The organism is Shewanella hanedai (assembly GCF_007197645.1).
GTDB classification, from domain to species: domain Bacteria; phylum Pseudomonadota; class Gammaproteobacteria; order Enterobacterales; family Shewanellaceae; genus Shewanella; species Shewanella hanedai.
Genome location: NZ_VKGK01000032.1, coordinates 1 through 13,898, shown reverse-complemented (window position 1 = coordinate 13,898; position 13,898 = coordinate 1). Strand labels below are relative to the sequence as shown.

Genomic DNA, 13,898 nt, shown 5'->3' with positions numbered 1-13,898 from the left:
AATTCCAACAAATTTCATGTTGGCTCAATATTTTTATTACCTAAATAGCTCACTCTATCATCGGGAGTGATGCGAGATAAATGTAGTCTAAAAATATTGTGGCGCGATGATACCTTAAGAAGGATAAGGAAACCAATTTGACCATGACAGCACTTACTTTAGGAATGATATTGTCCGCCTATTTGGCCGGATCAATTTCGAGTGCTGTGCTGGTGTGTCGATTGCGAGGATTACCCGACCCCAGAACACAAGGTTCCGGTAATCCAGGTGCGACCAATGTATTGCGTATCGGTGGAGCAAGCTCTGCGGCTCTGGTGCTGTTCTTTGATATGTTAAAGGGCGCTTTACCCGCTTATATCGCCTTCCGCCTAGGCTTAGACTCCGTTTCACTTGGGATCATTGCCGTGGCCGCCTGTCTTGGGCATATCTTCCCCGTGTTTTTTCATTTTAAAGGCGGAAAAGGGGTCGCAACAGCTTTTGGGGCTATGGCACCGATAGGCCCTATGTTAGCGCTGCTACTGGGTGGCACTTGGATAGTCATGGTGCTTGTGTGCCGCTACTCCTCCCTTGCCGCAATTGTCACCGCGCTGCTCGCGCCCTTTTATACCTGGTTCTTGGATGACAGATTTGTTATCCCTGTCACCATGTTATCGGCGCTCATTATTATTCGCCATAAAGACAACATTCGCAGATTATTAAAAGGTGAAGAAGCTAAGTTTTCACGCAAGAAGGTGAATAAAGCAGGAAAAGAAAGCTAAGGTTCACGGCTAATACCTCCTTTTTTGAGCATAAAAAAACACCGCTATGATTCTATCAATAGGGGTGTTCATTTCTTTGATGAATACTTTACCGTTTTAGCCAGAAAATATTATACCGGTGGCAGTGTATCCAATGGCCAACGTGGCACACCTTTCACACCAAGATCGTCCATTTGACCAGCCTTCAACCTTTGCAAGCCAGCATAAGCTATCATTGCACCGTTATCGGTACAAAACTCACCTCGTGGATAATAGACCTTACCACCAAGGAATGTCATCATCTCAGCAAGAGAGCTGCGCAAACGCGTATTGGCACTCACACCGCCAGCAATCACTAAGTTTTGATAGCCCGTTTGCGTTAATGCACGGCGGCATTTTATCGACAAGGTATCAACCACCGCCTCTTCAAACGCTAAAGCAATATTTGCACGGGTCTGATGATCGTCAGGCTCTTTAGCAATAGTATTGGCAGCAAAGGTTTTCAACCCCGAAAAACTAAAATTAAGGCCAGGCTTATCTGTCATCGGACGTGGAAAACGGTAGTGACCTGTTTCGCCTTCAGCAGCGAGTTTAGACAGACGTGGACCACCGGGGTAATCTAATCCCATCAACTTGGCCGTCTTATCAAATGCTTCACCTGCCGCATCATCGACTGACTCGCCTAACACCTCGTACTTACCAATCCCCTCAACGCCAACCAGCATTGAATGTCCGCCAGAAACAAGCAGGGCAAGAAACGGGAATGCGGGAACGTCATCTTCAAGCATAGGCGCAAGCAAATGCCCTTCCATATGATGAACGCCTATTGCAGGTTTATCCCACGAATACGCTAACGCTCTTCCCATACACGCGCCCACGAGCAAAGCACCTACTAATCCAGGTCCCTTGGTATAAGCTACGCCATCAATATCGTCGAAGGTGCAATTGGCCTCAGCTAAGGCCTGCTTAACAAGAGGAACTATTTTTCTTACGTGATCTCTAGAGGCTAACTCAGGTACAACTCCGCCGTAGTCGGCATGCAGCTTTACCTGACTGTACAATGTGTGTGATAACAAGCCTAACTCGTCATCATAAACAGCGATCCCTGTTTCATCGCAAGATGTTTCAATACCTAAAACCCGCATCATATCCCGTCAAACAGTCAAAATAGGGCGACAATTCTACCTGCTGTTGCAACCTTATATCAATATATTCCCTCTCAGAGCACAGCAAATAACCGCTTATTTGGATCGCCCCATCGATTTCGAGCGAAAAACCTAGGCTAAGTCATCAAATGACCGTTAAATTCTCTGCGTAATTTATCAAGCAGATCCCTGTTTATTCACCTTGCTATTTGGGCTAGGCTTAAATATGATCGGATGTTGGCCGAAAGATCTGTATTTGGATCGCAATATAGGCTTTACAAAGTGGTCGGAGTCGGTATAGAATTCCGCACCATTTTTAAATTAACTCGGGTCAAGAAATTGATCCCAACAACTACACCTAAGGGGTGATGGCGTATGCCAATAATTAAAGTACGCGATAACGAACCATTTGACGTAGCTTTACGTCGTTTTAAGCGCTCTTGTGAAAAAGCTGGTATCTTAGCTGATGTTCGTGCTCGTGAGTTTTACGAGAAGCCAACTACTGCACGTAAGCGTGCTAAAGCCGCTGCTGTTAAGCGTCTTGCTAAGAAACTTTCACGCGAAAACGCTCGTCGCGTACGTTTATACTAAACTCTTATGAGCCTAGTTGATCAGCTAAAAGAACAGATGAAAGACGCTATGCGTGCCAAAGCAAAGGTACGCTTAGGGACTATTCGTATGGCACTAGCCGCCGTCAAACAGATTGAAGTGGATACCCGCGAAACTCTAAACGACGATCAGGCTATAGCGGTCTTAACCAAAATGGTTAAACAGCGTCGCGATTCGATTGCACAGTACAGTGCAGCTGGACGTGATGAGCTAGCGGCAATTGAAGCAGAAGAAATCAAGGTTCTTGAAGACTTTTTGCCTCAACCTCTTTCCGAAGAGGAAGTTGCTCAGCTAGTTGATGCAAGCATTGTTGAAATGGGCGCATCCTCCATGGCGGATATGGGTAAAGTAATGGGTGCATTAAAACCGAAGGTCTTAGGAAGAGCAGACATGGCGGCAATTGGCGCTATGATCAGAGCAAAACTTAAGTAATTTATGTTTAATGCGTGAATAAGCCGTGCACTTGCGCGGCTTGTTTGTTTATATCATTTATGTTTTTTTTTCTTCGCGAAAGGCGTTATTTACTGACTAATGGCGATACCTCGTGATTTCATCAATGAGCTAGTAGCTCGAATTGACATAGTCGATCTAATCGACGCTAAAGTACCCTTAAAAAAAGCGGGTAAGAATCACTCTGCCTGTTGCCCTTTTCATAGCGAGAAATCGCCCTCTTTTACCGTAAGCCGAGATAAACAGTTTTACCACTGCTTCGGGTGCGGCGCACATGGCAACGTCATTGACTTCGTAATGGAGTATGACCGACTCGACTTTATAGATGCCATTGAAGATCTTGCAGGTCAACTTGGTGTTGAAGTTCCAAGAGAGCAAGGGTCAGGGCCCAAACGCGACGAAGGACTCAGTCGTGATTTATACCAGTTAATGGAAGAAGCAAGTCTGTATTTTCAGAATCAGCTTAGACAAAATAATGACAAACAAAAGGTGCTCGATTATTTAACACATCGAGGACTTTCCAATGAAGTGGTTGAACATTTCAATATTGGATTTGCACCTGACGGATGGGATGGCTTATTAAGCCGATACCGCCAAAGTCCGGGTGCACAAGATAAATTGCTTACCGCCGGCATGGTAATAGAAAATGACAACGGCAAGCGTTACGATAGATTTCGTGACCGACTTATGTTTCCAATTCGAGACAGAAGAGGCCGAGTTATCGGTTTTGGTGGTCGAGTTTTAGGCGATGGTACGCCAAAGTACTTGAATTCTCCAGAAACGCCCATATTTCATAAGGGCAATGAACTTTATGGTCTCTATGAGCTTAAACAAAAGCACAGAGATGCACAGAAAGTGCTCATTGTCGAAGGTTATATGGATGTCGTCGCACTGGCTCAATTTGGTGTCGACTACGCAGTAGCTTCATTAGGCACATCAACAACCGCTGAACAATTTCAGCTTTTATTGCGAAGTGCCAAAGAGGTTGTCTGCTGTTATGACGGTGATAGAGCGGGTGTAGAAGCCGCATGGCGAGCACTCGAGACTGCACTTCCCTTGTTAAAACCAGGGAATCAAGTGAAATTTATGTTCCTTCCTGAAGGCGAAGACCCAGATACCATGGTCCGTCAGGTAGGAAAAGACGTGTTTGAAAGCCAAGTTGACGAAGCACAGTTGCTACCTGAGTTTCTTTTTGAAACTTTAGCTAAGCAACATGGTTCTGATAAAGGTACACTTGCAAAACAGGCAATAAAACTAATTGAAAAAGTACAAGACACTGTTTTACAAAGTCTACTACTTGAAAACTTAGCGTATAAACTCGGTATGAACAGTGCCGAAGAGCTAAAGAAAAAGTTAGGCTTCTCCGCTAAAGAGCAAGCTAAACCGCTTCAAACAAAAGCATTAAAAGGACGAGGAACACCATTGCGACTTGCCATCGCCTTGCTAGTACAAAATCCTCTTTTAGGTGAAGGTTTGCCAGAGCAACCTGCACTGAAACATTTAAAGATGGCCGGCATAGATTTGCTGACTCTTTTATTAGACATAACTCGTAAACAAGTTAAAAACAGCGCACAACTACTTGAGCAGTTCAGGGGCGATAATCAACTTAGCACCCTAAAAAAACTGACCCAATGGGACCATCAAGTGGCGGATGAAAACTTGCATTTCGAGTTTAGGAAAACCTTGGTTTGGCTCAATAATCAATATATTGAACAGCGATATCAAGAGCTCAGTCTAAAACAGAACCATACTAAAGATGAAAGGATACAACTGACTAAGCTTATTGCTGTCATAAAAGGGCTCAAATAAGGTATATCTGACCTGATATGTAAGCATTTATGACTAGCACACTGAAACACACAAGGCTATAATTGACGATTTGCGCAGCAATCAATGTGCGTCGTTTTAACTGTTACCCAACTTGGATGATATCTATGGAGCACACTCCTCAGTCGCAACTTAAATTGTTGCTTGCCAAAGGTAAAGAGCAAGGTTACTTAACCTATGCAGAAGTGAACGATCACTTGCCTGCAGATATGGTCGATGCCGACCAGATCGAAGATATTGTCCAGATGATTAATGACATGGGTATTCGGGTCTATGAAGAGGCACCGGATGCAGATGACATCATGATGTCTGAAGACAGCACCGATGACGATGCTGCCGAAGAAGCTGCCGCTGCACTTGCAACGGTAGAAGCCGAACTAGGCCGCACAACTGATCCAGTCCGCATGTACATGCGTGAAATGGGCACAGTTGAACTTCTTACTCGTGAGGGCGAAATTGTTATCGCCAAGCGTATAGAAGAAGGGATCAACACCGTTCAGGCATCCGTTGCGGAATACCCGCAAGCGATTGCTATGATCCTTGAGCAATTCGACCGTTACGAAGCTGAAGAAGTCCGTTTGTCTGACATTATCTCAGGTTTTGTCGATCCAAACGCTGAAGATGTTGCTCCAACAGCAACTCACGTTGGTTCAGAGCTTTCTGATGAAGAGCTTGATGATGAAGATAGTGAATCAGATGATGACGATGATGAAGAGGAGGAAGGTCCAAAAGGTCCGGATCCTGAAGAAGCTAAAGAGCGCTTCACTCAACTTCGCGCAGCCCATGAAAACACACTTAGAATCATCAATCTAAAAGGCCGTGGACACCCAGAGTCAACGTTAGCTCTTTTTGACATCGGTGAGATATTCAAAGAGTTCCGTTTAATGCCTAAGCAGTTTGACCGCTTAGTCAAAAGCATGCGCGCCATGATGGATAGAGTTCGAGTTCAAGAACGTCTCATCATGAAACTGTGTGTTGAACAAGCTAAAATGCCAAAGAAAAACTTCGTTAAAGGTTACACCTCTGACGAAAGTAGCATCGCATGGTTTGATGAAGAACTTGCCTCTAAAAAGCCTTATGTTGAAGGTTTAGAGATGGTTGAGCATGACGTTCGTCGTTGTCGTGCAAAGCTTGATGCCATTGAAAAAGAAACTGGACTTGCGATTGCTGCTATCAAAGATATCAACCGTCGTATGTCAATCGGTGAAGCTAAAGCTCGCCGTGCTAAGAAAGAGATGGTTGAAGCTAACTTACGTTTGGTTATATCTATCGCGAAAAAATACACCAACCGTGGCCTACAATTCCTGGATCTAATCCAAGAAGGTAACATTGGTCTAATGAAAGCGGTTGATAAGTTTGAATACCGTCGTGGTTATAAGTTCTCAACTTATGCAACTTGGTGGATCCGTCAGGCGATCACTCGCTCTATTGCTGACCAAGCAAGAACGATCCGTATTCCAGTACATATGATTGAAACCATCAACAAGCTAAACCGTATCTCACGTCAAATGCTACAAGAGATGGGTCGCGAACCTTCTCCTGAAGAGCTGGCAGAGCGTATGATGATGCCTGAAGATAAGATCCGTAAAGTACTTAAGATTGCTAAAGAGCCAATCTCAATGGAAACCCCTATCGGCGATGACGAAGATTCGCACTTAGGTGATTTCATCGAAGATACGACCTTAGAGCTACCTCTAGACTCGGCAACAGGCGAAAGCTTGAAGAACGCCACTCATGAAGTACTTGCAGGTCTAACTGCTCGTGAAGCGAAAGTATTGCGCATGCGTTTCGGTATCGACATGAACACCGATCACACGCTTGAAGAAGTGGGCAAGCAGTTTGACGTAACACGTGAGCGTATTCGTCAAATTGAAGCTAAGGCACTGCGTAAGCTGCGTCACCCTTCACGTTCAGAGATCTTAAAATCTTTCCTCGACGAGTAGTCATACTCTAAGAATTAAGTAAATAATGAAAACCTGCCTACTCGGCAGGTTTTTTTTGCGTTTAATTTCAGCATTCTGACGCCACAAATCCGCATATCGATTAACAGATAAGCAGTTGAGTTCAAAGTTGCAATTTCTTATCAAATCACAGGTGACAACGTCATTTAAAACTCGTATACTTCTGTTCGCTTTCGGTAGTGACGACTTCCTTAAGTAGGCCCCTTAGCTCAGTTGGTTAGAGCATACGACTCATAATCGTCAGGTCCCCAGTTCGAGTCTGGGAGGGGCCACCAATTTAAACAGATAAGCCTACCTTGTGTAGGTTTTTTTGTGTCTGGAATTTACCTTATACCAATCAGTATAAGAAAGTGATCTACTCAGTGTGGCTTTTGGCAAACTAATTCAAGGCGAATGGATGACGGAATGGTTATTCCCTTGTGAGTTCATTCAACGCAGAAGTAGGTAGCCAAAAACACACCCAAAGGGCGAGTTTTAGCGCCTCTGATACTGTGTTAACGAGCTTAACCGTAGAACAACTATGCTTCTCACTCGTTGCCTTACCTCAGAGGCGCTAAACTCTCGCTGAGCGATCACATCTTTATACTGATTGGTATTACCTTCGAACGAAGACTAATTACATTTTCTGATTTGGTTCATTGTTATTGAGTTTGATCATTGGAAGTCGCACATCCATTGTTACCTATCGCCTCCAGCGTGGTGTGTGCAGACACTTCTGCGAGACGCTGTAAATATATCCCTATACGCTCTACGACTTCATCCCTGAAGTCGAAGCTCGCAGCCGTATCTACACTTGCTGATTGACAAGAAGGTTATCTCTTCGATTTAACCATTAGTTAATTCGTTACGACCCCTTTGTTAGTTTGGCTTATGATGTTGTAGTTTGTTTTTGCACTTCTCCGTGGCCCTCAGTGTCCTCCGCGGTGAAAGCTTGTTAGCCTTTGAATGAAGACTGATTACATTTTCTGATTTAGCTTCTGGCTTAATTTGGTGTTGGACCTGATTATTGAAGGTTGAATCTTCATTGCTGTTTATCACCTGCGGTGGGCGTATGTGCAGATACTTCTGCGAGCCGCTATAAAGCCCTCCATGGCCGCTTTACGGTTGCCAATAACTTCCTTGTTAAACTGCCAGTTCGGCATCCCTACCTCACGCTCAAAGAGTTGCAATTGGTGCAACTTCGTCCTGAAATCGAAACTCGCGGCCGCTTCCACACTAGGTTATTCCTCTCTTCTATTTAGCTCCTAAAGTTATTGTCGTTTGCTTATCTCCGAGATCCTCCTGTCCTCCGTGGTAAACCACTTTTTTGTTTGGTTGTTTAGCTAAAGATAGAGGCTTACGAAATTCTCTAAATTTTTATAAGCTGTGATCTGTTTACAGCGGCGACCTAGCAATGATAGGTTAAAAATATGAAGGCCGACTGGAACGTTATCGTGCTGCCATTGAATAAGCTGTTATCTAATCAGGAAGGTTTATGAAATATATTCTCGCATTGGCGCTATCTTTATTTATAGCTAGTACAAGTGCAAATAACTCAGATGTGATTAAGGATGCAAGCACTGAAATGACTAAAAATAATAAAATTAATTATATTGAAATTCCAGCAAAAAATATTGAAGCTACCAAAGTTTTTTTTAACACAGTTTTCGGCTGGTCATTTGTAGACTATGGACCCGATTATTGTAGTTTTGCCGCTCAGGGAGTTGATGGTGGCTTCTTTAAATCTGATTTAGTTGTTTCTACTAAAAATGGAAGCCCTCTAATTGTTTTATACGCTAACTTACTTGAAGCGACCCAAGATAAAATTAAGAAAGCAGGTGGTGAAATTGTTAAACCAATATTTTCATTTCCAGGCGGTAGAAGATTTCACTTTAGTGATCCAAATGGAAATGAATTCGCAGTTTGGTCAGAATGATGAAAAATTGAGATTATTAGCTAATTAAAGGAATAATGTTTTCTTTTTAGCTTTCTCACTATTGCCTATGTTTATCATTTTTGGTTTACCGATTTTGGCTGTAGGACAAATGCCCATCGCTCCTTATTGGCTCAAGTTATTCTAATATGTAGTTATCCAAATTACTTTTACGTCATTGTAGTTCTTTAATGGCTTCTTATGGCACGCTGTCATTCCGTTGATTATGATTTGGGGCATACTCCAATACCAACTACCTGAGATCCAAAAATTAACGGAACTGAATGAAAAGGTGAAACAAAACAAATTTGGACAGGCATAGTTAGTTGTAGAAACTAAGTACTCTGTGAATGATATCTTATCGCTCAGCCCACTAATTAGTTGATTTTAAGAACTACTGAAAGGGAAAATCGTGGTTAAGAAAAAGATATTACCTACATTTGATATATACGCATCATTCCCCAGTGATGACTTGATACTAGATTATTATAAAAACAGATTTAACTCTGTATTCATTGCATATCATCAATTTTACAAGCCCGATAACATACCAATGAATAAATTTGAAGGTGATGATTTCCCTACCAATGCCGAGATAAGAAGTGGCTGTACGGCTATCAGTTGGGCTGAGATCATATCTAAAGTGTCATTAAACACTCCTTCCGAGATGGATGTTGGATTACGAACACATATTGGTGGGCTTAAGCGCCAGTTTGAAAACAAAGCATTCTCTGATGCGATACGTCAGTTTAGCAAAGAGACCAGTATTAGCATTCCAGACGAAGGGTGCATATGCCCATTTGTTGAAGGAAAGTTATTGTCAGCTTTACATGAGCTAGGTTATGAATGGCTTTGGGTTGGCGACGAATTTGGAATAGAGAGAAGACTAAAGTGGATAGAGGATATCCTTATTAAAGATGAGTTACCATATTCAGCGTGTTCATATACTCCCAATAAAAAAATTTTGATAGCGACACATTGGGACAGTCACTGCACCTTTATTTGTGCTAATAATAAGCTTTTGACATCACTAATAAATAAGGCTGAGATTGAAGGGTTTTATTGTGACGAACGAACAAAAGTTTACTGGGGAGTAGGCAACTAAAGTGCTGTGACTAAAATCTGACAGTTATCATGTTTGTGAACAATTCTATTTAACTGTTTTTAAGTCATTATCCTACAATGGCCAATGGTAGTCGAACATGAGTAAGTTGGACAAGCATTGTCAATTGCACCTTTTTACTGAAACCGGATAATACTCCAACAAAAAACCTGCATGGCTGCAGGTTTCTGTATTTATGCGAGTCAGTTAAAGAAGTTTACGCATCTCTGCCCCACAGCCACGCGGCACCTCTGACGCCGGATGATGCGCCGTATTGATTCTTAACCACGGGTGTTTCACATTCCCTGCCTAATACATAAAGTGGCAGCACTGCGGGGAGCTCACTGTAAATGGCATCGATATTTGATACGCCACCGCCCAATACGATGACATCAGGATCCAGTATGTTGATCACATGGGCTAAAGAGCGGGCGAGTCGGCCGATGAAACGTGTAAAGGCTTGAGTAGCAAGCTCATCTCCTTGGGCCATCATCTCAGCTATCTCTATCCCACTAGAGGCTTTGCCACCCGCTTCGCAAAAGTCACGTACAAAGCCAGTGCCAGAGATAAAGGTTTCGATGCAATCTCTGTTGCCACAGAAGCAACTTGTTGAATGGTGCTCTTCTGCCGTCATCCAAGGTAGCGGGTTATGTCCCCACTCACCTCCAATGCCGTTGCCACCAGCATGGACTCGGCCATTTATCGCAATACCCGCACCGCAGCCGGTACCGATGATAACGCCAAATACCATCCCTTTATTTTTGGCTGCACCGTCAACCGCTTCAGACACTGCAAAACAGTTGGCGTCGTTAGCAACCCTCACTTCTCGTTTTAATCTATCACCTAAATCGACATCTAAGGCATGACCATTGATCCAGGTTGAATTGGCATTTTTCACCTTGCCGGTAAAGGGTGACAGTATCCCTGGAATACCAACTCCAACACTTGCTTGTTCACCAAGTAACTGCTCAGCGTCTTCAACAAGGGTCACGATGGCATCTAACGTCAATTGATACTCTCTGGGCGTTGGGATACGCTTACGAAAGGCCTCACCGCCTTGTGCATCTAAGGCGATTAACTCAATTTTAGTGCCACCTAAATCAATACCAATTCTATACATCTGCTCTTCTCCAATAATAACGCACGACTCTAAAGGCGTAACGGGTCAATGACATGAAATATCAGGCTGTTCATGGTATTGAGGTAGCCAAAATATGTCCGATAAACTCAGCGTCATCTCTGCTTTAGAGGTCAACAAGAAAGGACTTTGAATTTTTGAAAGCTGCTCACTGGTCAATTCGAAACAAGCGAGATCAACGGTTATGTTGTGCCAGCCAGAGCCAAGTGCTTGTTGAAACTCATCAGCTAACTCAACACTTGTCCTACAGGGTGTGTCGCAAACAAGTGATAATTGAACACTGCTTGGCTTCAGGTTATCTAACTTTACATCGAATGACACAACCGTATTATTCGATGCGTATGCCCGAAGGTCTTTAGTGAAGTTAGCACCAAACACCACCACGCCAGCTTCGGTGCCATCTAAGTTCAGCTTGCGGGCATCTTCCTGCACCATTCTGTCTATGGTTCGCATGTTTACAGGGCCATGAGTCTGAATACTCGAACTGATCACCTCCTGTTTATCAGGCGTGCCGATGGATAAATGCCACGGGGCTTTGACGACGTTATTGAATATTGCCAAGGGCTGCAAGGGTGTTAAGTCCACCGCCTTCACTTCTGACACGACACTTGATACGTCTTTATCGCCGTAGGACAAACCATAGCCATATTCAAACAACGGCTGGTAATCAGCATCGAAACGATTGACCACGGTTTGTTCTAGTGTTGAAGGCCACGAAAAAGAAAGTTTGCCAGTCATGTCGGTATCTATCTGCCCATCAGGGGTTGAAAACAACACATCAGCAATCGCATCTCCTTCGCTTCCAGGAAGCCAAGCGGCCACAAACGCATCAGATGCATTGAGTTCAGGATTAATCCATAACGGTCGACCACTGATAAAGATCGAAACCACGGGGATCCCTTCACCCTGAAGCTTTTTCAGTAAGGCTAAATCTCGCTTATCGCCCCTTTGATACTCTAGATTATCAATGTCGCCATTGCCTTCTGCATAGGGCTCTTCGCCAAATACAACAATGGCGACATCCGGGCGGTTTTCTGCGGTAAATGCCCCCTCTTCATTGAGTGAAACACGGCCACCCGCATCGAGTACCTTTTGCTCAATGCCACGGTAAATTGAACTGGCACCAGGAAAGTCGCTGTTTTGATTATCCGTTCCCTGCCATGTCAGACTCCAACCACCAGATTGTTTCCCAATATTGTCAGCGCCATCGCCAGCAACCAATACATTCATCTTGGGAGATAAAGGCAGAATGTTGTTTTGGTTTTTCAACAAAACCAGCGACTCCTTCACGGCTTGTTTAGCCACTGCTCGATGACGCTCATGGCCTATTAACTCAAGCTTGCCAGATAACGGACGCAAAGCAGGACTGAGTTTATCAAATAAACCCGCACGAACTTTTACCCGTAAAATACGGCTAACCGCGTCGTCTATTCTTTCAAGGGGGATCTGGCCATTCTTCACTTCGGCAATCGTGTTTTCATACAAAGGTTTCCACGCATCGGTGGGCACCATGAAGATATCAAGCCCGGCATTAACCGCTTGAGGGCAGCTTTCATTCGAACAACCCACTATCTGTCCATGACCATTCCAATCACCGACAACAAAGCCATCAAATCCCATTTTGTCTTTAAGTACATCAGTCAATAGATAGCGATTGCCATGATTCTTCACACCATGCCAACTATTAAAAGAGGCCATCACAGATTGTGCGCCCGCAGTTAACCCACCAACATAACCTTGACCATGAATATCAAATAGCCCTTGTTCATCGATGACATTGTCTCCCTGATCATCGCCCTTTTGTGTGCCGCCATCACCGATAAAGTGTTTCACTGTTGAGATGACATGCTCAGACGATAGGAAGTTAGCTTCATCGGCTTTTCCCTGTAGGCCTTCAACAATCGCTTTCGAATAGGCAAGTACGATTTCAGGATCTTCTGAATAGCCCTCATAGGTGCGCCCCCAGCGATCATCACGCACTACAGCCACTGTTGGCGCAAAAACCCAATCAATGCCTGTCACCATCACCTCTTTAGCGGTAATGGAGGCGATATCTCGAATAAGTTCAGGGTTATTTGCCGCGCCAAGGCCAATATTATGGGGAAACAGCGTTGCCCCAATCACATTGTTGTGACCATGAACGGCATCGGTGCCCCACATAGTGGGAATACTCGAACCATCAAGGCTGGCATCGACTGACGCTTGGTACATCTCTTCTGCCAGCGCGATCCAATCTGAAGGTAAGGCATGTTTATCATTGTTAGGATATGCACCGCCGCCATTAAGGTATGAGCCAAAGCCATATTGACGCATATCTTCAACGCTAATATCACGTATTTCAGGCTGGATCATCTGCGCCACTTTTTGCGCTAATGTCATCTGACTTAACAGCTCACTGACTCGCTGCTCAACCTTTAAATTATCGCGATGAGGAATATCCAACGCAGGCCAAATAGCAATGTCCGTTGGCTTGCCTCCAAAAGCATCATCTTGATCACTCTCTATCGACTCGACAGCAGTTGCAGTGTCTAGTGACTGACCAGTACCACAACCTGTCGCCCCTATTGTTATCGCGACACTGACTGCCATCGACGTTATCGTTAACCATGAACCTTTGTACACAAGCCCGCTCATATCTCAAAACCTCTTAATTATTATGTGTTATTTGGAACGTGCGCTACCGGACGTTTTGCATCACAACCTTTCATGCCGTAATACGCGATAAAGCCATAACAAAGTAGCGGCAACACAAAGGCAATTTGTATACCAAAGCTATCAGCTAAGATCCCTTGGAAAAGCGGAACAATGGCACCACCAACAATCGCTAAACATAAAATGCCAGAACCTTGGCTGGTGTGCTGCTCTAAATCTTGTAACGCTAAGCTGAAAATAGTAGGGTCGGATAAGCGGCACCTGTTACCAAGTGCCGCTCTCCTAAGAACCGTACGTGCAACTTTCACTGCATACGGCTCAAGCCTCCACTAAGGCGTACTATGTTACCCGGTAACCATACGGGT

General features: G+C 44.1%; 10 protein-coding genes, 1 tRNA gene and 1 pseudogene. 8 read left to right on the top strand and 4 right to left on the bottom strand.

The window, feature by feature from the left end:
• The first annotated feature begins 143 nt into the window (after positions 1 to 143).
• Positions 144 to 758 (top strand): glycerol-3-phosphate 1-O-acyltransferase PlsY, encoded by a 615-nt coding sequence (gene plsY, locus FN961_RS20320; RefSeq protein ID WP_185972857.1) that lies wholly within the window; start codon positions 144 to 146, stop codon positions 756 to 758.
• A 110-nt stretch (positions 759 to 868) separates the two neighbouring features.
• Here the strand turns inward: plsY and tsaD are convergent, their stop codons facing one another.
• The gene (tsaD, locus tag FN961_RS20315) at positions 869 to 1,882 is read right to left on the bottom strand and encodes a tRNA (adenosine(37)-N6)-threonylcarbamoyltransferase complex transferase subunit TsaD (protein WP_144042038.1); all 1,014 of its coding nucleotides are present in this window, start codon (positions 1,880 to 1,882) and stop codon (positions 869 to 871) included.
• A 375-nt stretch (positions 1,883 to 2,257) separates the two neighbouring features.
• Here tsaD and rpsU point away from each other — a divergent pair, with 375 nt between their 5' ends.
• The 7 genes from rpsU to FN961_RS20280 all read left to right on the top strand — a co-directional run bounded on the left by rpsU (position 2,258) and on the right by FN961_RS20280 (position 9,746).
• The gene (rpsU, locus tag FN961_RS20310) at positions 2,258 to 2,473 is read left to right on the top strand and encodes a 30S ribosomal protein S21 (protein ID WP_012323795.1); all 216 of its coding nucleotides are present in this window, start codon (positions 2,258 to 2,260) and stop codon (positions 2,471 to 2,473) included.
• 6 nt (positions 2,474 to 2,479) lie between these two features.
• On the top strand, positions 2,480 to 2,923 hold the full coding sequence (locus FN961_RS20305) for a GatB/YqeY domain-containing protein (protein WP_144041995.1): 444 nt from the start codon (positions 2,480 to 2,482) through the stop codon (positions 2,921 to 2,923).
• Between the two features lie 99 nt (positions 2,924 to 3,022).
• The gene (gene dnaG, locus FN961_RS20300) at positions 3,023 to 4,750 is read left to right on the top strand and encodes a DNA primase (protein WP_144041994.1); all 1,728 of its coding nucleotides are present in this window, start codon (positions 3,023 to 3,025) and stop codon (positions 4,748 to 4,750) included.
• 125 nt (positions 4,751 to 4,875) lie between these two features.
• Entirely contained in the window at positions 4,876 to 6,711 is a 1,836-nt protein-coding gene (rpoD, locus tag FN961_RS20295; protein WP_221936140.1) for an RNA polymerase sigma factor RpoD, read from the top strand.
• 216 nt (positions 6,712 to 6,927) lie between these two features.
• Positions 6,928 to 7,004, top strand: a tRNA-Ile gene (locus tag FN961_RS20290).
• Positions 7,005 to 8,293: 1,289 nt separating this feature from the next.
• Positions 8,294 to 8,644 (top strand): VOC family protein, encoded by a 351-nt coding sequence (locus FN961_RS20285; RefSeq protein WP_144042036.1) that lies wholly within the window; start codon positions 8,294 to 8,296, stop codon positions 8,642 to 8,644.
• Positions 8,645 to 9,053: 409 nt separating this feature from the next.
• Complete coding sequence (locus FN961_RS20280; protein ID WP_185972856.1) at positions 9,054 to 9,746, top strand: DUF2711 family protein; 693 nt, start codon at positions 9,054 to 9,056, stop codon at positions 9,744 to 9,746.
• 214 nt (positions 9,747 to 9,960) lie between these two features.
• Here the strand turns inward: FN961_RS20280 and mak are convergent, their stop codons facing one another.
• The 3 genes and pseudogenes from mak to FN961_RS20265 all read right to left on the bottom strand — a co-directional run.
• Positions 9,961 to 10,863, bottom strand: coding sequence for a fructokinase (gene mak / locus FN961_RS20275; protein WP_144041992.1), 903 nt, complete (start codon positions 10,861 to 10,863; stop codon positions 9,961 to 9,963).
• A 45-nt stretch (positions 10,864 to 10,908) separates the two neighbouring features.
• Positions 10,909 to 13,515: a glycoside hydrolase family 3 protein gene (locus tag FN961_RS20270; protein WP_144041991.1), complete on the bottom strand. Its 2,607-nt coding sequence runs from the start codon at positions 13,513 to 13,515 to the stop codon at positions 10,909 to 10,911.
• Positions 13,516 to 13,535: 20 nt separating this feature from the next.
• Positions 13,536 to 13,778 (bottom strand): annotated as a pseudogene (locus tag FN961_RS20265) (glucose/galactose MFS transporter); the annotation flags it as partial.
• Between the last annotated feature and the right edge of the window lie 120 nt (positions 13,779 to 13,898).

Coding starts and splice junctions, on each gene's coding strand:
- mak (WP_144041992.1), bottom strand. CDS start 10,863: ATGTATAGAATTGGTATTGATTTAGGTGGCACTAAAATTGAGTTAATC.
- rpsU (WP_012323795.1), top strand. CDS start 2,258: ATGCCAATAATTAAAGTACGCGATAACGAACCATTTGACGTAGCTTTA.
- plsY (WP_185972857.1), top strand. CDS start 144: ATGACAGCACTTACTTTAGGAATGATATTGTCCGCCTATTTGGCCGGA.
- FN961_RS20285 (WP_144042036.1), top strand. CDS start 8,294: ATGACTAAAAATAATAAAATTAATTATATTGAAATTCCAGCAAAAAAT.
- dnaG (WP_144041994.1), top strand. CDS start 3,023: ATGGCGATACCTCGTGATTTCATCAATGAGCTAGTAGCTCGAATTGAC.
- FN961_RS20270 (WP_144041991.1), bottom strand. CDS start 13,515: ATGAGCGGGCTTGTGTACAAAGGTTCATGGTTAACGATAACGTCGATG.
- rpoD (WP_221936140.1), top strand. CDS start 4,876: ATGGAGCACACTCCTCAGTCGCAACTTAAATTGTTGCTTGCCAAAGGT.
- tsaD (WP_144042038.1), bottom strand. CDS start 1,882: ATGCGGGTTTTAGGTATTGAAACATCTTGCGATGAAACAGGGATCGCT.
- FN961_RS20305 (WP_144041995.1), top strand. CDS start 2,480: ATGAGCCTAGTTGATCAGCTAAAAGAACAGATGAAAGACGCTATGCGT.